Raw genomic sequence first — 19,605 nt, forward strand, 5'->3', positions numbered from 1 at the left:
CCGGATCAGCCGAGCTGCTTGCGGACCTCGGCGGCGAGAGCGCCGCCGTCCGCCCGGCCCTTGACCTGCGGCGTGACGACGCCCATCACCTTGCCCATCGCCTTCATGCCCTCGCCGGCCGCGCCCGTCTGCTCGATCGCAGCGGCGACCAGTCCGGCGATCTCGTCGGCGGTCAGCTGCTCGGGGAGGTACTCGGCGATGACCTCGGCCTCGGCGCGCTCCTTCGCGGCGCTCTCGGCTCGTCCGCCGTCCTCGAACGCCGTCGCCGCCTCGCGGCGCTTCTTGGCCTCGCTGGTGAGCACGCCGATGACCTCGTCGTCGGTGAGCTCCTTGGCCACCTTGCCCGCGACCTCGGCCGTGGTGATCGCGGAGAGCACCATCCGCAGGGTGGAGGTTCGGACAGCCTCACGTGCCTTGATGGCGACCGTGAGGTCGGCGTGGAGCTGGTCCTTGAGCGTGGCCATGGTGCTCATTGTGGCAGCCTGGACCGATGCCGCTCACCTCCGTTCCGCCGCGCGCGTGGGCCTACGGCGGCCTCGGGGCGATGCTGGCCGGAGCCGGCGTCGTCGGGTACGCCGCGCACGAGGCACGCTGCTACACACTGCGGCACGTGGACCTGCCGATCCTGCCGGACGGCGCACGGCCGCTGCGGGTGCTGCATCTGAGCGACATCCATCTGGTGCCGACCCAGCAGCGCAAGCTCGACTGGCTGCGCGGACTCGCGAGCCTCGAGCCCGACCTCGTCGTCGACACCGGCGACAACCTGGCGCACCGCGACTCCGTCCCGGCGCTGGCCGACGCGCTGGCGCCGCTGATGGACCGGCCCGGCGTCTTCGTCCACGGCTCGAACGACTACTTCGAACCGAAGATGCGCAACCCGCTGCGCTACCTGCTGCCCGACACCGGGCGTCGCTACACCGACACCCCGCACCTGCCGTGGCGTGAGCTCTCCCAGCGCTTCGTGGAGGCCGGCTGGCTGGACCTGACCAACCGCCGCGGGCAGCTCACGATCGGCGACCTGCGACTCGCCTTCGGCGGCGTCGACGACCCGCACCTGGGCTATGACCGGCTCGAAACCGTCACGGGTGCGGTCGAGGCCGGCGGTGAGGAGCCGCCCGACGTCCGGCTCGCGGTGGCGCATGCGCCGTACCTGCGCGTACTCGACGCCTACGCCCGCGACGGGTACGACGCGATCCTGGCCGGCCACACCCACGGCGGGCAGGTCTGTCTGCCCTTCACCGGACGGGCGCTCACCACCAACTGCGACCTTGAACCGGCACGCGCGCGCGGCCTGCATCGCCATCCCGCCGATACGAGACCGGGTGACCCCGGCTCGTCGTGGCTGCACATCTCGGCCGGCATCGGGTCCAACCCGTTCGTGCGGCTCCGGCTGGCCTGCCGCCCCGAGGCGACGCTGCTGCGGCTGGTCTCGCGCGGCTGACTCCGAGGCGCCGCCCGATTGGGGTGCACCCCGTCCGCTCCGGTATGCTCCCGTGCTTGTGAGTCCGGCTCTGCCGGCTCATGGATCGGGCTGTGGCGCAGCTTGGTAGCGCGCCTCGTTCGGGACGAGGAGGCCGCAGGTTCAAATCCTGTCAGCCCGACCGATCTGGAATTGGCCCCTGACCTGCGAAGACGTGGGTCAGGGGCTTTTTCGCGCCCTACCTCCCTCCTATTGCTGCTCACCCCTAAGTCACCCCCGGGGAAGCTTGGTCAAAGTTGCCAGCGCGAGGGGACTGCGTCAGGCCGCACAGCCACCGCACGGGTTGCCCCACTCAGCTCGCGTCCTTGGGTGAGTCCCTCGTGGGCCGGCGTATGCGCGGAGTATGAGCCGCGGACACGTGCACCCGTCGCGTTCAGAGTGCTGGAGGACGCGGCACTGACGCTCGTCACAGCCGCAGCTGCTCCCCCGCCACTTCGAAGTCCCGAACTAACGCCTTGCACAGTCCGCACTGATGAGCCGGCGGCGTTGAGTTTCTCGACGATGTCGGCCGACAGGGAGGTCATCCCGTCTCCTCATCATCGGCCTTTGCGCCACTGCCTCGGGTGCCATTCAGAAGTTCGAGGGCTGCCCGATCTGCGTAGTCACCGAGATGGTGCAGGTAACGACTGGTCATCGCGATGGTGCTGTGACCCAGCCAGGCCTGAACGGTTCCCAGAGGAACGCCACTCATGAGCCACAAGCAAGCGGCCGTGTGCCGCAGGTCGTGCAGAGTGCGACCCCGTCCTACCTTGGTCCAACTCGTTTGACGCACCAGCATCGAACGGTGCAGCTGCCCGCCGCCGGGACGCGTGAACAGAAGGGAATCGGGCGCCTTTCCCGCCGCGAAGCGCCGGACCGCAGGAAGCACAGCGTTAGACAGCGGAACCCTTCGACCGAGCCCCGACTTCGTTGCCTTGGCTGTGGGCACGCCCTCAGGCTGGTTCCGACCCACCCAAAGCATCGGCATCGGGACCTCAGTGAAGTCCTGAACACGCAAGGCCCGACACTCCCCCCACCTGATCCCAGTGCGTGCCAAGACCACGATGAGGTCCGCATAGCCGGGACTGCGACGAGCCACCTCGGCGACGACCTCGTCAAGCTCGGGCTCCGGCAGGGGCCGCATCTGTTCGGTTGGCCGCCGATCCTTGGGGGGCGCCGCCCCCTTTACCGGGTTAGCGGCGGCGTACCCCTGCTCAACGCACCAGGCGAAGAATGAGGAGAGCGATTCTCGGTGACGCTTGACTGAAGTCGGCGCCAACCCCCTCGCCAGCAGAGAATCCTGCCAACGCTTGACGTGACCAGACGTGACGTCGCCTACGTTCAGCTTGCGCAGCCAGATCGGCAATAACGGCTGCGTGCCAGACTTTCCGGTGAGCTGCCCTTGAGTCGGCAGGAGAAAGCGGTCGTTGGCGAGAGTGGTCGGACTGACCCGCCCAACTCTGTCCTCGAGGTAAGAGATAAGTACAACCTCAACTGGCTTCTTGCCCCGGGCCGGATTGAAGCCCGATTCGCGATGCTTACCCCTGGCCTCGTACTCCCACGCTGCAGCCTCGCGCTTGGTGTCGAAACGCTTGGTCTGGACGACGAGACCATTGATCTTGAGACGAGCTTCCCACTTATTTCCGCGACGAACAGGCACGTCATTCCTCAATTCTGATTCAGCTAGCTCGCGAACGGAGCCAGCGCTGTACATCCGAAGTTCGGTATCTGGGTAGGTCCTCCGAGAGCCAGAGCACCTCGGGCCCGTGGCCTGACTTGCGCCAGCGAACAAGCGTCGACTTCGACACGGAGAGCCAGTTGGCGACTTGAGCGGATCGCAACAGCGGATCGCACTCGTCGTCACCAGCGACGCGCCCGCGAATCGATTGGCGCGGCGGGTGCTCCAGGTCATCCACGCGACGGCTCTCCACCCCGCAAGACGCGATCGAAGTATTCGGCGTACCCGGTGACCGGCCCCCGCAGAACTCGGGCGGCTTGACCTGGAACTTCCAGATACCCCACCCCCGGCGCAAATTGCATGATCGCTTCGCAGCGACCCGGATCGGCGGACGGATGAAGCATTCGGACGGAGTCCGGGTTGTCGACCCGCATACTCAGACGTACGCCGAAGTTCGAGCGGCTAGCACCGCCGACAATCGAGGCCTCCGCCCGCTGGGTGAACATGAGGACCCGGATCGCGGACTTGGCGGACTGAGCAACTAGCTGGCGGACCAACCGCCTGATGTGTGGCTCCAATCGATCACCGGGCCGCCTACCCAGCGACGAGTCCTCGTCTTCAGCGGCCTCCAGCAGTCCGGCGTATTCCTCCAGAACCACAAGAATGAGTGGCTGCGCCGGGCTCAGTGATGTCACCTTGTCGATCCGCGACGTAAGCATCCACCGAGTGCGCTTGTCTGACTCGCCCTTCGCCCACCGCAGCACTTCAACCGCCTGCGACACCTCCCCCACGCCGAGCGCGATGAGGGATTCACCGCGCTCGGCGTGGGGGGCCAGCAACAGACTCGACGGGTCACAACCGATCACTCGAACCCGCGGGTCGCCGGCGAGACGGCCCAGCACGTTGTAAGCCATCTGAGACTTCCCGCTGCGCGTTCCGCCTTGGATCGCCCAGTGAGCAGCGACCCCGAGAAGGTCCACGCGGACCGGGCGACCATCGCTGGCAGTCCCCAAATCCGCGAGCACGGTCGTCGTCACCATGACTGTGGTTGATCGACCTGGAACGCGGACCGCCGGATCACGTCGATGACAACGCAGCGCTTGCCCTGACTAACGTCGACATCAACGCCGCCGAAGACGGCCATCAACTCGGATCGACTCGCAGCGAACTGGCCGTAGGCGTGCCCACCAGTTGTCGAGAACCGGATCGAAGTCACGTTTCGGCGCCACCTCACTGACAGCACGCGGGGGGTTTCACCGACACTGTTAGTCAGGCCGATGCGGCGGAGCTTCGAGGTCAGCGAGTACCGAACGACGACGGCTCGCAGCCACCACCACTGCCAGCGAATCGAAAGCAGAAGGATCGCTCCCAGGAGGAGGATCGCCGCGACACATGCCTGCCGGGGCAACATCAGCCAGGCGGCCACCCCAGCCCCGCAAATCACCAGGCCGGGCAGAAGAGCCAGGAGCACGTAAAGCAGCAGCTCCAGGAACAAGTCTCCGAGCGTGGCCCGGCCGGGCAGCTCGCGAGAGCCACCCGACCGGCCGTAGGACGTTTGCGTGTTCACGCCGCCGACGCCCGCTTCTCGGCAACCAGGGTCGGGATCGTGAGGGTCACACGAATCTCGAACTGAGAATCCGGCGTGGCCTTGACGATCCCGCCCTGCCCGACGAGACGCGTCCCCATCGGCTGCCCCGTGACGACCTCCGGCGTACACGTCAGGACCGAGCAGGCGCCAACGGCATGCCCGTCAACCTCGATCGCAGCCTCGAACCGCCAGAGCGGCCGTCCGTCCACCGAGACCCGCGGCTTGTCGGTGCGCACACCGTCCACGTACTCGAACACCTCCCGGGGGTCGCCCCCCAGGAGCATGACGACGAGGTTCCTCGCCGCCACCTCCAAAATCTTAGGCATGGTGCCTCCTTGATACCCGTCAGACGACGGCAGCCCTACTATTTATAGGTGCTAACAACAGTGTGCCACGACCCCCCGGCGGGTGTCTACTATTTTTAGTAGGCAATGACTTAGGGTGCCTTCATGCCCCGCATCCCGTTCAACCTCGAGCCACTGCGCCGCTTGCTCTCAGAGCCTCCGACGTACCTGGAGGCAGGCGCTCAGATACGCGCGGGCGCCGCTGTCTTCTGGCGGGACTACGTCACCCGGCGGTTCGCAGATCTCAACGAGGACCTGCGGCTTGGGCCGCTATCAGGAGTCGTTGCGGGTCGGATGGCCCGCGAGTCCGTTGATGCCTACCTGCAGATCGAAATGGCCAACGCACTGAGCATTGGGGTGCCTCAGCACGCACTGACCGAAGCCATGGGGCTCAGCAGTGCCGGCAACTTTCACCGCCAGTTTCCGGACGTCGCACGCATCGCGAAGGAGATGCGTGAACTTGAGAACAGCGGTCGAGAGGCGACCTTCGAGATCAACGGAGTCGCCTTCCGTTGGTACTTCCCAGACTGGACTGAGCCGGAGTGAATCTCGAGCTTGGGTGAGGTAGTCGCACTCGGCCCAGATCCGGCCACGCGAGATTCATCAGTGCGCCATCATGACGGTGTGAGCCAGTTCCCCACCGATGTCGTGTATGGCATCTACGCCAACGACCTGCTGACATTCCTTCCCGCCGACTATGCCCGAGGAGCCTCCGACGAGGTGCAACGCTGGCGCAAAGTCACCACCTGGGGCGACGCCCTCCAGCTGGCCTCGGATGTCCGGTGGGTCGGTCCGCCCTTCGAGCCGGGGGAAGCAGCGGCCGAATACGAGGCGGATGAACCGTTCGACATCAACGACTTCGAGTTGTGGCCCGTCCCCGCCGCCACCGTTGCACTCGAATTGGCAGGCGATGATTGGCCAATCGGTCAGGAGCGAAGCACCTTCATGGCCGACTCCTACCTAGAGATGACCCCAGCCGATGAGCCTGCACTGGTCACTCTCTTTGCACAGCGTGGTGTCAGTGCGGTACGGGATGATGCACTCATCGCGAGGGCCAGCGGACATCAGTGAACGCCGCGCATGGCGGCTTACCACGAAGGGACGTCAGAAGAGGCGGGAATCTTCACGACCGGCAGAGACGTTCGGAAGGTTGACAGACGATTCCCGAGGAACTGTGAGGGTCCCGTCCGTCCACTCCACAGCCCAGGCGTCACGGCTGGTGAAGTGGAAGGCGCGAACGCTCCGGAGACAACGCAGAGGGGCACCACGCCCGGAACGCGGATCGATAATTTCGGCCGCGCGGCAGATCTCCAGCAGGTCGTTCCACTCCCAGCCGGGGAAGTGGTCCAGCAAATGCTGGCGCAGGTACCCCCTTTGCCAGGGGATCCAGTGCGCATGCGCCAGGAGCGCTTGCATCTCACTGAAACTTCTGTGTTCGGCAAAGCCGTCTACGGGGGTGGCCACGTGACTCAGCCTGTCAGGCTGCACCGACAATGAAGGGTCTGTTGAACCTTCCTTCACGGAAGAGCCCTGCCGACAAGCCCTGCCAGAACCTGCGGCACAGGTCGCCTACAACCTCACCTCGCACGGCGCCCTGGGGTCTCGACCCTGTGCTGCCGTTCCAATCTGGGTGGTTGCTGGGCCGGGTACAAGACCTGGCCAACAGGCAGCAAGCGGTACTGCGAACCGCGTCAGTTCCTAGCGGATGCCGCGCCGCTGACCCGGACCGTCGGCGGAGTTATCTAGTCTTGGCCTGGTCGCGCACAACGATGGCGCGGCTGACGAGCGGTGGGAGAGTGTGACGTCGTTGCTGACCCAAGGACCCCCTGACGCTTCGGGCGCTGCCGAGACCGCGGTCGATCCAGTCCAGGAGGCCTTCGCTGGCGCTGACTGGGGTCTCGCCGAGAGTGCGCGATCTCAGGAGTTTCACCCGTACCCGGCGAGGTACATTCCCGCACTGCCGCGCCAGGTTCTGCAACTGACGCAGCCACGCGGAGGACTCGTCTTGGACCCGTTCTGTGGGTCCGGAACCACACTGGCAGAAGCTCGTGCCTACGGCCTGTCGAGTGTCGGCGTAGACATCAACCCCGTGGCCTGTCTGATCAGCCGGGTGCGCACTTCGACCTGGCAGCCGGGGGACGAGGAGCAGCTGACCGAGCACCGCCGCGCACTTGTTGACAGTGCGCTGAGATCAAGCGACGTGGCTCCAGAGTTCGCCCGCATCCCACGGCTGGACCATTGGTTCAACGACTACGCACAGGTCGCGCTCTCTGGCGCGGTGAGCTATGCCAAGTCTCTTCCGAAGGGTGACCCCTGGAGTGACAGGCTCTCCGCCGCGATCTCTGCCGCAACCGTGCGGATCTCCCGCCAGGACTCTGACACGCGATACGCGGCCGTGGAGAAGCCCGGCGACCAGACAACCGTCGCTCAGTCGCTGCACCGTTCGCTAGATCGCGTCGCCAACTGGCTGCGTGGCGCAAGTCCGCGCTATGAGGAATCTACGCGAGCAGAGGTAATTCATGGCGACGCTCGAGACCTCTCCGCCATCTCAGATGGTTCCGTAGCCTTGGCGTGCTTCTCACCGCCGTACCCGAACGCCTACGAATATTGGCTGTACCACAAATACCGGATGTACTGGCTTGGGTTTGACGCCGTCGCTGTGCGTCGAGACGAGATCGGCGCCCGACCCCACTACTCACGCCCTAATGGCTTGACCGAAAATGACTTCGCCGAACAGATGTCTCAAGTCTTCTCTTCCATGAAGCGAGTCTTACATGATGGCGCCTACAGCGTGGTCGTCGTGGGAGACAGCGTCATCGGCGGACGCGAGATAGACAATGGGGCGCTGCTTACCCATGTCGCCAAGAGCTGCGGATACTCGGCCGAGTACGCAGGTGAGCGCGCAATACACGTCGGAAAGAGCTCCTTCAATCGCGCTCACAGTCGCGGCCGAAGAACCGAGCATATTCTCGTTTTCAGGAACGCTAGATGATGCGCACGGCAATGCCCAGCTATTCACTATTCGAATATGAGCGTGACCTCGCAGGCGCAGAACTTGAAGCCCTAAGCGGACAGAGGTTGACCGCGGCAGATATCGCGGCGCGTCTAACTTTCGCCGCGTCAGTCGAGGGATTACCGACCGAGCAGTTCCGGGTGGAGGCGCGCCACCACGCATTGCGGGGTACCCGTTCCACTCGGCAGGCGACAAGGTACCTGGTGCACGGACTGCATGAGTACAAGGGAAAGTTCAACCCCCAGATGGCGCGCGCTCTGATTAACGCCGTCGACCCGTCAGCAACCTCCCTACTGGACCCATTCTGTGGATCAGGCACCACCGTCGTCGAAGGTCGCCGCCTCGGACTCAACGCCGCAGGAATCGATCAAAATCCGCTGGCGAGATGGATGGCCGAAGTAAAGGCGCAGACGCTTTCATATGCCGGCTTGACCGGCATCGCGTCCCGATTCGAGACGCTAGTGAGTAGCGTTTGTGAAGCGATGAAGGTCGCCCAGGATGGAGCGGAGGCACCAACGCCACCGCAAGTCGAGTCCCGGGATGACGTCTACCTCAGGACTTGGTTCCCCGAGCCTGTCCTCGCTGCCCTATGGGCGGGTCTCGCGATCATTGAGCAGGGTGACGAGCCGCTTAGAGACGTCGCTCGACTTTGTTTGTCGAACATTATCAGGCAAGTGTCGTGGCAGCTTCCGGAAGACCTCCGTGTACGACGGCGTCCCCCCGACTGGTGTTGGCCGAACGTGGCAGAGCACTTTTCGGTATCAGCAGATCGCGGCGCCCTCGCGCTGTCGGAACTAGAGACCATGCAAGGCACTGCCCTGGGAGAGGCGCGCATACTCTTTGGCTCCTCGCGAGAGCCGGAGACGGTCGGGCGTGCGTTTTATCCTGGGCGACGACTCGTTGTTACCTCACCCCCCTACGCGACAGCGTTGCCGTATATCGACACGGACCGGCTATCGATCGTCCTGCTCGGTCTGGACTCTTCCGGCCAGCTTCGCAACCTTGAGCAGTCGTTGACCGGTAGCCGTGAGTGGAATGCAGCCGAGGCACGGGCATGGGCACGACGCAGGGCTGCCAACCAGGACGAGTTGCCCGCCGACCTTCAGGAGCTTCTCTCCCTCATTGCCCAACGCAACGCAGACACGGGGGCGGGTTTCCGACGCGCCGCCGTTCCGAATCTCTTGTACCGATACTTCGCTCAGATGGCCGACACCCTGAGCGCGCTCAGGCTTCACCTGACGGCAGGCGAGGCCGCCGTTTTCGTAGTCGGTACCAATCGCACCGGTGCGGGCAACGCTCAAACTCTGATCGACACACCCGCTCTGCTGGCCTCGGTGGCGCGAACCCGTGGCTACTCGGTGGAGCGGATCTTGCCGTTCCAGACATGGGCGCGCTACGGCATGCATTCCCGTAATGCCGTCAACTCGGAGAGCGCCGTAATTCTCAAAGCTGAGGCCTAGTTGACGCCTTTGAGGGCACGATCAACGACGCTGTTTGGCGCGTACCCGTAGCGCTTTCCCTGAGCGCCGATGAATGCTGTGGCATACGCACTCAACTTGAAGTACTGGCTTGTACCCGCTGGCACTATCCGAAGCTCATAGTCGTACTCCCCGCGTCGACTCAAGACAGCGAGGTCTCCCGCGGAGGCCGCTCCAGTGTGTCGCAGTCGGCCAGTCCCGAGGCGGAAGTCACGATTATTCTCGGCTTCGAAGGTCACTCGGACTTCTGACTGCTCACTCAAACTCACGAAGTTGACATTGATCAGGCATGAGTAAGTCGCTTTACGGCCCCTCCTGTTCCTAATGGTAAGAGGAGGAAAGAAAGAATACGAGTCAGTGGACAACCAAAAGTATTGTGACCCCTTACCCTCGTCAGTGCCGCGAGCGGCCTGGATTCTCGCAGTGTCTGCGTGACCGAGGGTCACTATGAGCGACTCGAGAATATCCTGATTATCTTCTGGGGTCGGCTTTCGTGAGTCGCGACTACCTTCATCATAAAGCAAGTTCCATCGTGGGTCGTCTTCAGTGGCACTGTTGAGAGTGAACACGTCGAGTCCGCTGTGGAGTAGTCCTGCCATGACCCCATCCCAATCGAAATTGACTTTCGACGTGAGGTCGCTCGTCAGAGCCAGCGTGCTTTCCACGTTCCTTGCAATACCTGGGCCCGTGAAGTTTCCCGAGGTGATGACCAGCTTCTGCTTCCCATCGTCGGCCTTTGCGCCATAGAGCTTGGAATGCATCATGTATCGGCGGTTTACGATATGGACGTCGACTCCGCAATCAAGGAGCGCATCTGTTAGCTGTCTGCTTGTCTGGTTCGTGCTCCTGGATCCGCCGAAAACGGCTGTGACGTGACGCCCGGTCGCGGTCAGAGCTCGGAAACGTTCATAAAAGGAAACACCACCGTTGAACGATCCGAAACCTGATACGACGAAGTAGTCCTCGGCACTGTCAGGCTTCTTCGGCCAGACATCGCTCAACACTTCAAAGAGATCGGTGGCTGAGCCTGTCTTGTAGAGATCAGGCTGCAGTGTGAACTGACTCAATGTCGCTCCCGGTGGTCCACGACGGCGAACTGCCTTCCCGCCGGCTCGCGCGAACTTACATCGTCATCCTGTCCGCCGAGGAGGTTTGACAGGCGGACACGGGTAGCGTCTCAAGATCGCCTCTCGGTGCCGTCCAGACAGACGGGAACCCGGCATGCGACCGCCCATTGGCACCGATCCGCAAGCGTTGCGTTGTGCGCCGCCTAGGATGAGGGCATGACGGGCGACCTGCCGCTGTTCAGCGGGGTAAGTGCTGTTCCCGAGCCACCACTTCCAAGTCCGCCCGCGGTCCCAGAGTGGCAGATTGGTCTGCTTAGGAAGGCCCTGGATGCGCGCGGCCTTGATGACATGACCGCCCGCAAGGCTGCGATCGACGCAGCTGTGGGCAGGCCAGTCGCCTCCCTTCGCGAATTGACGGCCGCCGAGGCGATGGGGGCACTCCGAGTTCTGGGCGAGGACCAAGCTGCCGCACAAAGAACGCGTCGGACGTGGGACGACCGTGACGAGGACACGTGGATCGACCGGATGTAGTTCGTCGCCGGGGCGGCCCGCCAGCGAGATAAGGGGTCTCTAGTCTCAGCTAGCCGTGTTTTCTGAAGATGTAGGGCCGGGCGTGATTTGGTCCGGAGGTAAATCGCGCCGCCACGTTCACTGACGCGCTCTCCGCGCTTTACGGGGCAAGTCGGTTGGGAGTTGTTGGATGCAGTGGAGGGGGCGTCCTAGCCTCGTCTCTCGACGGACCTCCTGCTAGGCAGGCCTTCCACCCTGCCCAACCATCTATGTCCACGATCAGGGTTCGAGGTCCTATCCTTCTTCGCGTGATCAAAGAGGTGACCAACTCTGAGCTGGTCAAGTCCGGCAAGAACGCCAGTTGGCGAGTTCTCGACACCAAAGGCGGAAATGTTGCCGTCGGGTACTTCAGCAAGAAGGAACAGAACGCGCTGGAAGCCGCCCGACGGGCTGGCGTCGGGTATCTGCTGAGCCCGGGACGTCCAGGTAAGAGGTACTGGTCGTTTGAATCCAAGATCTACGAGACGTCCGATCATGAGCTGACTCCCGAAGACGTTGCCGCGTTGATCAACGAGGTGGCGAACAAGCGTCGGATACGGCTAGCTAAGGCCCACTCGTTGCAGGCGATCGCCGAACAGATCGACACAAGGCCTAAGAGAGAGACCATCCCCACTGACGTCAAGGTGCAGGTTTGGCAGCGCGACGGCGGCAGGTGTGTGTCATGTGACTCGAACCGGAACATCGAGTTCGACCACATCATCCCGCTGTCTCTTGGTGGCGCGAACTCCTTTCGCAACCTTCAACTGCTCTGTGAGGATTGCAACCGCCGCAAGGGTGCAAGTCTGGGTTAGGTCGCTTGGCGGCCTTCGTGGTTCAGCCAGTTGCCCGGCAGCCGAGTCCCACTCTGGCGGTCTTAGTTCAGGAGTTCTATGTATCCCGAAGGAAGTCAGATCACCCAGGCCCAGGCCAAGGCGTGGATCGGTGTAGGCGCAGACGAATACTCAGACATGTGCAAGGGGACGACGAGGGACACCGTTTGGGTCGTCAGGTCCCTGCCTATGTCAGACCTCCGGGACTTCGGTGGATGCCAGCAGCCCTCTGACTGGTTGCTGCAGAAGTTGCGGACTTCACCGGAGGAGCACGAGTACGATTACGTGGGCCTCATGGGCGCTCTTCGAGACGGCAACGCTGTCCCGCCCATTGCCGCCTTCTTTCACGACCGGACGGGGAGCTACCGCTTCACAGACGGTTTCCACCGCGTGGCGGCAGCCTCCGCACTTGGCTGGACGACCATTCTCGCGATCGTCCGTCCTGCCACACCTGACGAAAATTTCAGTACATAACCAAGACGGGCCCGCTGCGCGGGCCCGTAGCCCGCTGGGCGAACGCGCTCTCGCTTCGCTTCGCGCGCGCCCAGCGCATCGGCCCACTAAGCAACAGCCCCAGCCCAACTGCATCGCCCCTATCCGTGCGTCGACGCGCCATGCCTGACACGCCCCAGGCGCGCCGGGCTCGCAACCTTTACGGCTCCGGAAACGAGTGGCCTTCGGCCTAGTGCCCGGCTTCCACCACCGCGGTCCATCGACGGAACCTGCCACGCGACGCAACGCTGTCAACGCTGCACCTAGTCGCCTTCGGCGGCGTTGACAGCGCCGCTCAACCCGCGTGGCTGGGCGGCCCCGCCGACGCGGTGACGGAAACCAGGGACTGTGTGGCACTTTTGCGCTTGCGCGCCAACGCAGCCAGCAAGGCAGACGCTTCTTGATTCCGAGCCAAGCGCGCAGTGGCAGCCTCTCGAATTTCCGATTCACTCATCGGGAAGTTCTCACGAACCCACTTGAGTCGAGCCTCGCGCTGTCGAGCGCGAGTTAGACCGGTCAGCGACCAACCAGGACGGCTGCCGTCGCGGGACGGTCGAGAAACCGACACGACGTGAGAACGGGCGCCCCACTGCCGATGTAGGAGTGCGCCGCAAGCAAGCACCCGGTGTCTCCGTCTCTGACACCCAGGGCATCGGTGGCGACGCGCAGCGTGGTCCATCCGTCTCCAATGCTCAACGCCCGCCAGCGAGTGCCCACCTCCACCGTCAGCGACATCTTTGGTCAGATAGCCGACAGCCTTGGTGAGGTACCAAATGGTCCGCCCAGTTGCCTGATCAGCTCGCACGGGTCGACAGTCGACATTCGCGCCCCAACACACCGTGATTCCGTCATCCCCGCGTGCGGTCACCGCACCAACCAGGGCCGTAATCACCGGGACCGACCGACGCTTCTTGCCAGCCTGAACTACAGGCACCTTCTGCGCGTCCTTGGCCTCCACCCGGATCAGCACGTGAAGATGCAAGGCCCCACGTGCTTGCCACTCGCGTACAGAGGCGAAGGCGAGCGAAGGCAGAAGCGCCCGCAACCGTGCCCGAGTCGCATCCCACAGTCGACCTGAGGCCGCGTTCCAGGCCACCTGGCCGGCGTAGTCATAGTCCGCTAGGTCAACTGGTACGCCGCGGAGGCCCGCATCAACCTCGTTGGAGTGGCGCTTCCCGCACTTGCAGAGATCTCGCTTGCCGGGCTCGCGAGGGACGTGGTGCACCGCACCGAACGACGGCGCGGTCAGAGTCAGGAGGAAGAATCGGTATCCCGTGCCGGCATCAAAGACACCGGATCGGATGATGCTCCGCCAGTCTCCGACGTGCAGTGCTGAGCACCCTTCACACTCCGCCTTCAGTCTGGAGCCGCAGCGCACCACGTGACCTGAGGGAGTCTCGAACGGACGACGACATGCACGTGAAAGCATCACCTCTAGCCCGAGTTCGAGCGCCGCCGTTCCGGCCATGGCCGCTTAAGAGCGCTACCCCCAGAATCACCCCCGCCGCGAACCGGATGGACCGTATGGACCGTCCGGCTCGCATGACCATCAGGGTTCCCACCCGACGAGTTCGTTCGGGACGAGGAGGCCGCAGGTTCAAATCCTGTCAGCCCGACCGATCCGCACGGATACAGAAGAACCCCGGAGCCATGGGCTCCGGGGTTCTTCCGTCTGATGCGCGGGCTCAGGCCAGGCGATCCAACAGCAGCTCGGCGATCTGCACGGTGTTGAGGGCAGCGCCCTTGCGCAGATTGTCGTTGGAGACGAACAACGCGAGCCCATGGTCGCCGTCCTGACGGATGCGGCCGACGTAGGACGGGTCCTGGCCGGCGGCCTGCAACGGCGTGGGGATGTCGCTGAGCTCGACGCCGGGCGCTGCCGCCAGCAGCTCGGTGGCGCGGGCGACCGAGAGCGGCTGGGCGAACTCGGCGTTGATCGCCAGCGAGTGGCCGGTGAACACCGGGACGCGGACGCACAGGCCCGAGACGCGGAGGTCGGGGATGCCGAGGATCTTGCGCGACTCGTTGCGCAGCTTCTGCTCCTCGTCGGTCTCGTTCGAGCCGTCGTCGACCAGGTTCCCGGCGAACGGCAGCACGTTGTAGGCGATGTTGCGCCGGTAGATCGACGGCGCACCGAGGTCGACGGCCGTACCGTCGTAGGCCAACTCGCCCGCCTTGTCGCCGGCTGCGGCGACCTGGTCGGCCAGTTCCGCGACGCCGGCGACGCCGGAGCCGGAGACGGCCTGGTAGGTCGAGGCGATCAGGCGGACCAGGCCCGCCTCGGCGTGCAACGGCCGGAGCACCGGCATCGCGGCCATCGTGGTGCAGTTCGGATTGGCGATGATGTTCTGCTTCTCGCCGGTGAACGCCAGGTCGATCGCCTCGGGATTGACCTCGGAGACGACCAGGGGGATGTCGGGGTCCTTGCGGAACGCCGAGGAGTTGTCGACGACGACCACGCCCGCCTCGGCGAAGCGCGGGACCTGTGCCCGCGAGGTGGTCGCGCCGGCCGAGAACAGCGCGATGTCCAACCCGGCCGGGTCGGCTGTCGAGGCGTCCTCGACGACGATCTCGCGGCCCGCGTAGGGCAGCACAGTGCCGGCCGAGCGCGCCGAGGCGAAGAAGCGGATCTCGTCGGCGGGGAAGTTGCGCTGCTCGAGGATCTGCCTCATGGCGACGCCGACCTGCCCGGTCGCGCCGACGATGCCGATGCTGGTCATCGCCCGGTACCTCCGTAGACCACGGCCTCGACCTCGTCGGCGTCCAGGTCGAACGCGGTGTGGGTGGCCTGCACCGCCTGGTCGACCTGGGCCTCGTCGACGACGACGGAGATGCGGATCTCCGACGTCGAGATCATGCCGATGTTGACGCCGGCCGAGGCCAGTGCGGCGAAGAACTTCGCGGTGATGCCGGGGTTCGAGCGCATCCCGGCACCGATCAGCGAGACCTTGCCGATCTGGTCGTCGTAGAGCAGCTTGTCGAAGCCGACCTCGCTCTGCCGGCCCGCGAGGGCGTCCATCGCCGAGGTGCCCTCGGCGCGGGGCAGGGTGAAGGAGATGTCGGTCAGACCGGTGGACGCGGCCGAGACGTTCTGCACGACCATGTCGATGTTCACGCCGACGTCGGCGAGGGTCTCGAAGATGCGGGCCGCCTCGCCCACCTTGTCGGGCACGCCGACGACCGTGATCTTGGCCTCCGACCGGTCGTGCGCGACGCCGGCGATGATCGCCTGTTCCATGTTCTGGTTCTCCTCCGAGGTCGGGTCGATGACCCAGGTGCCCTCCAGCTGGCTGAACGAGCTGCGGACGTGGATCGGGATGTCGTAGCGGCGGGCGTACTCGACGCACCGCAGGTGCAGGATCTTCGCGCCGGACGCCGCCAGCTCCAGCGTCTCCTCGTAGGAGACCCGGTCGAGCTTGCGGGCGGCGGGCACGATGCGGGGATCGGCGGTGAAGATGCCGTCGACGTCGGTGTAGATCTCGCAGACGTCGGCGCGCAGCGCGGCCGCCAGCGCGACGGCCGTCGTGTCGGAGCCGCCACGGCCCAGCGTGGTGATCTCCTTGGTGGCCTGGCTGACGCCCTGGAAGCCGGCGACGATCACGATGTGACCCTCCCCGATGGCCTCCACGATGCGCCCGGGAGTGACGTCGATGATCTTGGCCCGGCCGTGCTCGGCGTCGGTGATGACGCCGGCCTGCGAGCCGGTGAACGAGCGCGCCGAGTAGCCCAGGTCGTTGATCGCCATCGACAGCACGGCCATCGAGATGCGCTCGCCCGCCGTCAGCAGCATGTCGAGCTCGCGCGCCGGCGGGCGCGGGCTGACCTGCTCGGCCAGATCGATCAGTTCATCGGTCGAGTCGCCCATCGCGGAGACCACGACGACGACGTCGTTGCCCGCCTTCTTGGACTCGATGATGCGCCGCGCGACGCGCTTGATCGCCGTCGCGTCGGCAACGGACGAACCGCCGTACTTCTGCACGACAATGCCCACCGGGTACTCCCTAGATCGGGGAAGGAATCTCGGTGGTCGATTCTACGAGTCGAGGGCCGCCGACCTCAGTCGCTGTCCAAGACGGCCTCGGCCGCCTCGATGAGATCGATCTCGCGCGTGTCGAGCGTCTCCTCACGGTCGAGTCGATCGTGGGCGACGACGGAGAGCAGCGCGTTCAGCGCCGCGCCCGCGAGGTTGCCCCAGGAGGACACGTAGGAGAACTGCCACCACCACAGCGCCTCGTCGATGTCGCCCTGCCGGAAGTGCCGGAGGCCGTTCTCCAGGTCCGCGGCGATGCTGGTGAGGTCGTCGGAGAGCTGGCTGGCGACGACGTCGGGGGCGTAGGGGTCGAACACGAAGGCGTAGGTGTCGGCGTTGCCGAACATGTCGGCCAACCGGAGACGCATCTGGTCGAGGTCGGCCTCGGGCCCGACGTCGGGCTGGTACTCCGCGCGCGGGGTGAAGTCCTGCTGGACGCCGAGCCTCGCACCGGTGAGCAGCACCTGGCTGATCTCCAGCAGCAGCAGCGAGACGGCGCGCCCGGGGTCGGCCTCGCGGGCGATCTCGCGCAGGGCCAGCAGGAAGCTGGCCACAGAGTCGGCGATCTGCTGGGCGAAGTCCTCGGTGGCCGAGTCCGGCGGCGAGGAGTCCGACAGCTGGTCGGTCATCGGATGCTCCTAGTGGTCAGGTCGGGCTGTGGGGCGGGAGTGGCTGATCGGGCGGGCGTGGGACCCGCGACGACGTCGGGGCTCACTGTGCCGCGAGTCGGCCCGCGAAGGCACGCCCCAAGGTGACTTCGTCGGCGTACTCGAGGTCGCCACCGACGGGCAGGCCGCTGGCGAGGCGGGTGACACGCAGGCCCAGGGTCTTGAGCTGGCGGGTCAGGTAGGTCGCGGTCGCCTCGCCCTCGAGGTTCGGGTCGGTCGCGAGGATCACCTCGGTGATCCGGTCGTCGGCGAGCCTGCTCATCAGCTCGGTGATGTGGAGCTGCTCGGGCCCGATGCCGTCGATCGGGGATATGGCCCCGCCGAGCACGTGGTAGCGGCCGCGGAACTCGCGCGTGCGCTCGATCGCCACGACGTCCTTGTACTCCTCGACGACACACAGCGTGGCCGGGTCGCGTCGCGGGTCACGACAGATCCGACACTGGTCGTCCTCGGAGACGTTGAAGCAGATCGAGCAGAACCGCACCTTGGCCTTGACCTCGATGAGGACGTCGGCGAGCCGACGGACGTCGACCGGGTCGGCCTGCAGCAGGTGGAAGGCGATGCGTTGAGCGCTCTTCGGCCCGACGCCGGGCAGGCGGCCGAGCTCGTCGATGAGGTCTTGGACGACGCCTTCGTACACGTCGCGAGCCTACGGCTCAGGCGCCAGGCAGCCCGGGCAACCCGCCGCCCATGCCGCCACCCAACCCGCCCGCCAGCGGACCGAGGGCGTGGGCGGCGGCCTGGTCGGCGGCACTCTTGGCATCGCGGAAGGCGGCGACGAGCAGGTCGGAGAGGTCGCCCAGAGACTCGGCGTCGGTTCCGTCGACCACGCCGGGCTGGATCCGGACCCCGAGCAGCTCGCCGATGCCGTTGATCGTGACGGCAACGGCGCCACCGCCGGCGGTGCCCTCGACCTCGGTCTCGGCCAGGCGCTGCTGGGCCTCCTCCATGCTCTGCTGCATCTGCTGGGCCTGCTCCAGCAGGCCGCCGAGGTCGAAGCCGCCGGCTCCGCCGAGCAGGCCTTCGAGGGGGTTCTGGCTCATCTGGGATTCCTGTCGGTCGGGGTCGGGCTCGGAGATCGCGTGATCTCTCGTGTCGCGAGCACGAAGTAACTGGATGGTTCGCGTCGTCAGGGTGCGTGCATCGCAAGGCGGCCATCGCGCAGGGCTACCGGGTGTATCTCCAGCGATGCCAACGTAGCGAGGTGCGTGCCATGGCGGCGCCAACCGTCCATGAACTTCGTGCTCTCGGCACTAGGACTGACGCGGGATCTCGTCGATCACACGGGCGCCGAGCTCGCGGGCGAGCAGATCGTCGACACCGACGTGCTCGGTCTCGATGTCCTGGTCGTCGGGGCTGGCGACCGCGTCGGCATCGGCCATCGCGCGGGCGCGGGAGTCGTCGACCTGCTCCCCCGCCGGCCGGGTCTGCCGGATCGCCTCGCGGGCCGCGGCGGTCGGCGCCGACGCGGGCGCCGGCTCCGCGGAGGCCTCGGCGTGGGCCCGGGGGGGCGGGGGGGGGGGGGGGCGGGGGGCGCGGGGGCCCGGGGGCGCGGCGCCCCGGGGGCCCCCGGCGGCCGGGCCCTCGCTGCGCGCCCAATCCGGCACCGCTCCGGCGTCTCCTCCTTGCCCAGGCTCCGCGGGCTGCGGGGTGGGTGCGGTCGCCTGCGGCGCTGCCGGCGTCGAGGCTCCCGACGACGGGGCGCCACCGGAGGCACCCGGGTCGACGATGGTCTCGATGCGCCACTCGACGCCGAGGATCTCCCGTGCCGCGTCGCGCACGATGTCGGCGCTGCCACCCTGGTCGAACGACTCGCGCGCGCCGGTGTTGGCGAAGCCGAGGGTCATGGTCGTCGCGTCGACCGCCACGACCTGTGCGTTCTGGCTCAGGTGGATCCAGGTCATCCGGCGCTTGGCCTTGGTCGCCTCGATGACGTCGGGCCACAGCCGTCGCACGTCGACGAGGCTGAGCCCGCCGGCCGCGGGCGCGGGTTCGGCGGCCGCCGGTGGCTGGGGCGCCGGCGGGCTCGGCTCCACCTCCACCGCAACCGGTGGTCGAGGAGGTCGCTCTGCGACCGTCTCGGAACCCGGCGCCGCCTCCGGTCGCTGAGGGGCACGAGGGCCTGCGAGCGCCTTGTCCGCTGGTCGAGGAGGTCGCTCCGCGACCGTCTCGAGACTCGGCGTGGCCTGCTCGGTCGCCACCGCAGGCGCCGCCACCGGTGGCGGCACGGGCGCTCCGCCGGGGGTGCCCAGCACAGCGGCGCGACGCTCGATGCGGTCGAGCCGCGCCATCACGCCGTCGGCGGTGTGGTCGGCCCCGGGCAGCAGCACGCGGGCGCAGATGAGTTCGAGGAGCAGCCGGGGCGCGGTGGCCCCGCGCATCTCGGTGAGCCCGGCGGCGACCAGGTCG

At 65.8% G+C, this 19,605-nt stretch carries 21 protein-coding genes, 1 tRNA gene and 1 pseudogene; 9 read left to right on the top strand and 14 right to left on the bottom strand.

The features are described from left to right. Nucleotides 1-5: 5 nt before the first annotated feature. The gene (locus tag KSO97_RS04640) at nucleotides 6-464 is read right to left on the bottom strand and encodes a GatB/YqeY domain-containing protein (RefSeq protein WP_232676826.1); all 459 of its coding nucleotides are present in this window, start codon (nucleotides 462-464) and stop codon (nucleotides 6-8) included. Between the two features lie 26 nt (nucleotides 465-490). Between KSO97_RS04640 and KSO97_RS04645 the strand changes: the two genes are divergently transcribed. Both KSO97_RS04645 and KSO97_RS04650 read left to right on the top strand, forming a co-directional pair. Beyond that, nucleotides 491-1,441, top strand: a complete 951-nt coding sequence (locus KSO97_RS04645; RefSeq protein ID WP_232676800.1) for a metallophosphoesterase — start codon at nucleotides 491-493, stop codon at nucleotides 1,439-1,441. A gap of 86 nt (nucleotides 1,442-1,527) precedes the next feature. Continuing rightward, nucleotides 1,528-1,601 (top strand) — tRNA-Pro (locus tag KSO97_RS04650). A gap of 399 nt (nucleotides 1,602-2,000) precedes the next feature. Here the strand turns inward: KSO97_RS04650 and KSO97_RS18195 are convergent. The 5 genes from KSO97_RS18195 to KSO97_RS04675 all read right to left on the bottom strand — a co-directional run bounded on the left by KSO97_RS18195 (nucleotide 2,001) and on the right by KSO97_RS04675 (nucleotide 4,961). After that, nucleotides 2,001-3,119, bottom strand: a complete 1,119-nt coding sequence (locus KSO97_RS18195) for a tyrosine-type recombinase/integrase (protein ID WP_232676801.1) — start codon at nucleotides 3,117-3,119, stop codon at nucleotides 2,001-2,003. Nucleotides 3,120-3,138: 19 nt separating this feature from the next. Further along, nucleotides 3,139-3,390: a helix-turn-helix domain-containing protein gene (locus tag KSO97_RS18200; RefSeq protein ID WP_308188254.1), complete on the bottom strand. Its 252-nt coding sequence runs from the start codon at nucleotides 3,388-3,390 to the stop codon at nucleotides 3,139-3,141. Continuing rightward, nucleotides 3,368-4,177 (bottom strand): FtsK/SpoIIIE domain-containing protein, encoded by an 810-nt coding sequence (locus tag KSO97_RS04665; protein ID WP_232676803.1) that lies wholly within the window; start codon nucleotides 4,175-4,177, stop codon nucleotides 3,368-3,370. The genes KSO97_RS18200 and KSO97_RS04665 overlap by 23 nt, the downstream gene beginning before the upstream one ends. Next, a complete protein-coding gene (locus KSO97_RS04670; RefSeq protein WP_232676804.1) occupies nucleotides 4,171-4,632 on the bottom strand; it encodes a hypothetical protein in 462 nt (153 codons plus the stop codon). Before KSO97_RS04670 ends, KSO97_RS04665 begins: the two co-directional genes overlap by 7 nt. A gap of 68 nt (nucleotides 4,633-4,700) precedes the next feature. Next, a complete protein-coding gene (locus KSO97_RS04675; protein WP_232676805.1) occupies nucleotides 4,701-4,961 on the bottom strand; it encodes a hypothetical protein in 261 nt (86 codons plus the stop codon). A gap of 213 nt (nucleotides 4,962-5,174) precedes the next feature. Between KSO97_RS04675 and KSO97_RS04680 the strand changes: the two genes are divergently transcribed. From KSO97_RS04680 to KSO97_RS04695, 4 genes are all read left to right on the top strand, one after another. After that, complete coding sequence (locus KSO97_RS04680; RefSeq protein ID WP_232676807.1) at nucleotides 5,175-5,615, top strand: hypothetical protein; 441 nt, start codon at nucleotides 5,175-5,177, stop codon at nucleotides 5,613-5,615. Between the two features lie 78 nt (nucleotides 5,616-5,693). Next, entirely contained in the window at nucleotides 5,694-6,140 is a 447-nt protein-coding gene (locus tag KSO97_RS04685) for a hypothetical protein (protein WP_232676808.1), read from the top strand. A 727-nt stretch (nucleotides 6,141-6,867) separates the two neighbouring features. Next, complete coding sequence (locus tag KSO97_RS04690; RefSeq protein WP_374198451.1) at nucleotides 6,868-8,061, top strand: DNA methyltransferase; 1,194 nt, start codon at nucleotides 6,868-6,870, stop codon at nucleotides 8,059-8,061. Then, nucleotides 8,058-9,542: a DNA methyltransferase gene (locus KSO97_RS04695; RefSeq protein ID WP_232676811.1), complete on the top strand. Its 1,485-nt coding sequence runs from the start codon at nucleotides 8,058-8,060 to the stop codon at nucleotides 9,540-9,542. Before KSO97_RS04690 ends, KSO97_RS04695 begins: the two co-directional genes overlap by 4 nt. On the opposite strand, the gene KSO97_RS04700 is transcribed toward KSO97_RS04695, so the two are convergent. Beyond that, on the bottom strand, nucleotides 9,539-10,627 hold the full coding sequence (locus KSO97_RS04700; protein WP_232676813.1) for a phospholipase D-like domain-containing protein: 1,089 nt from the start codon (nucleotides 10,625-10,627) through the stop codon (nucleotides 9,539-9,541). The two genes, KSO97_RS04695 and KSO97_RS04700, sit on opposite strands and share 4 nt — an antisense overlap. Before the next feature lie 216 nt (nucleotides 10,628-10,843). Between KSO97_RS04700 and KSO97_RS04705 the strand changes: the two genes are divergently transcribed. From KSO97_RS04705 to KSO97_RS18430, 3 genes are all read left to right on the top strand, one after another. Next, on the top strand, nucleotides 10,844-11,158 hold the full coding sequence (locus tag KSO97_RS04705) for a hypothetical protein (protein ID WP_232676814.1): 315 nt from the start codon (nucleotides 10,844-10,846) through the stop codon (nucleotides 11,156-11,158). A 287-nt stretch (nucleotides 11,159-11,445) separates the two neighbouring features. Further along, nucleotides 11,446-11,988, top strand: a complete 543-nt coding sequence (locus KSO97_RS04710) for an HNH endonuclease (protein ID WP_232676815.1) — start codon at nucleotides 11,446-11,448, stop codon at nucleotides 11,986-11,988. Between the two features lie 207 nt (nucleotides 11,989-12,195). Next, nucleotides 12,196-12,480 (top strand): ParB/RepB/Spo0J family partition protein, encoded by a 285-nt coding sequence (locus tag KSO97_RS18430; RefSeq protein WP_374198454.1) that lies wholly within the window; start codon nucleotides 12,196-12,198, stop codon nucleotides 12,478-12,480. Nucleotides 12,481-12,793: 313 nt separating this feature from the next. Here KSO97_RS18430 and KSO97_RS18435 read toward each other — a convergent pair whose 3' ends face one another. The 7 genes and pseudogenes from KSO97_RS18435 to KSO97_RS04740 all read right to left on the bottom strand — a co-directional run. Continuing rightward, nucleotides 12,794-13,966 (bottom strand): replication initiator, encoded by a 1,173-nt coding sequence (locus tag KSO97_RS18435; RefSeq protein ID WP_374198453.1) that lies wholly within the window; start codon nucleotides 13,964-13,966, stop codon nucleotides 12,794-12,796. 217 nt (nucleotides 13,967-14,183) lie between these two features. Further along, nucleotides 14,184-15,218 carry an aspartate-semialdehyde dehydrogenase gene (locus KSO97_RS04715; protein ID WP_232676816.1) on the bottom strand — a complete coding sequence of 345 codons (1,035 nt, stop codon included), beginning with the start codon at nucleotides 15,216-15,218 and terminating at the stop codon, nucleotides 14,184-14,186. Continuing rightward, entirely contained in the window at nucleotides 15,215-16,489 is a 1,275-nt protein-coding gene (locus tag KSO97_RS04720; protein ID WP_232676817.1) for an aspartate kinase, read from the bottom strand. The genes KSO97_RS04715 and KSO97_RS04720 overlap by 4 nt, the downstream gene beginning before the upstream one ends. Nucleotides 16,490-16,554: 65 nt before the next feature. After that, nucleotides 16,555-17,157, bottom strand: a complete 603-nt coding sequence (locus KSO97_RS04725; protein ID WP_232676818.1) for a DUF5063 domain-containing protein — start codon at nucleotides 17,155-17,157, stop codon at nucleotides 16,555-16,557. Nucleotides 17,158-17,239: 82 nt separating this feature from the next. Further along, nucleotides 17,240-17,836 carry a recombination mediator RecR gene (gene recR / locus KSO97_RS04730; protein WP_232676819.1) on the bottom strand — a complete coding sequence of 199 codons (597 nt, stop codon included), beginning with the start codon at nucleotides 17,834-17,836 and terminating at the stop codon, nucleotides 17,240-17,242. A gap of 16 nt (nucleotides 17,837-17,852) precedes the next feature. Beyond that, on the bottom strand, nucleotides 17,853-18,239 hold the full coding sequence (locus tag KSO97_RS04735; RefSeq protein WP_232676820.1) for a YbaB/EbfC family nucleoid-associated protein: 387 nt from the start codon (nucleotides 18,237-18,239) through the stop codon (nucleotides 17,853-17,855). Nucleotides 18,240-18,449: 210 nt separating this feature from the next. Further along, nucleotides 18,450-19,605: pseudogene (locus tag KSO97_RS04740) on the bottom strand (DNA polymerase III subunit gamma/tau); the annotation flags it as partial.

This window comes from Nocardioides sp. R-C-SC26, from assembly GCF_021246465.1.
GTDB lineage: Bacteria > Actinomycetota > Actinomycetes > Propionibacteriales > Nocardioidaceae > Nocardioides.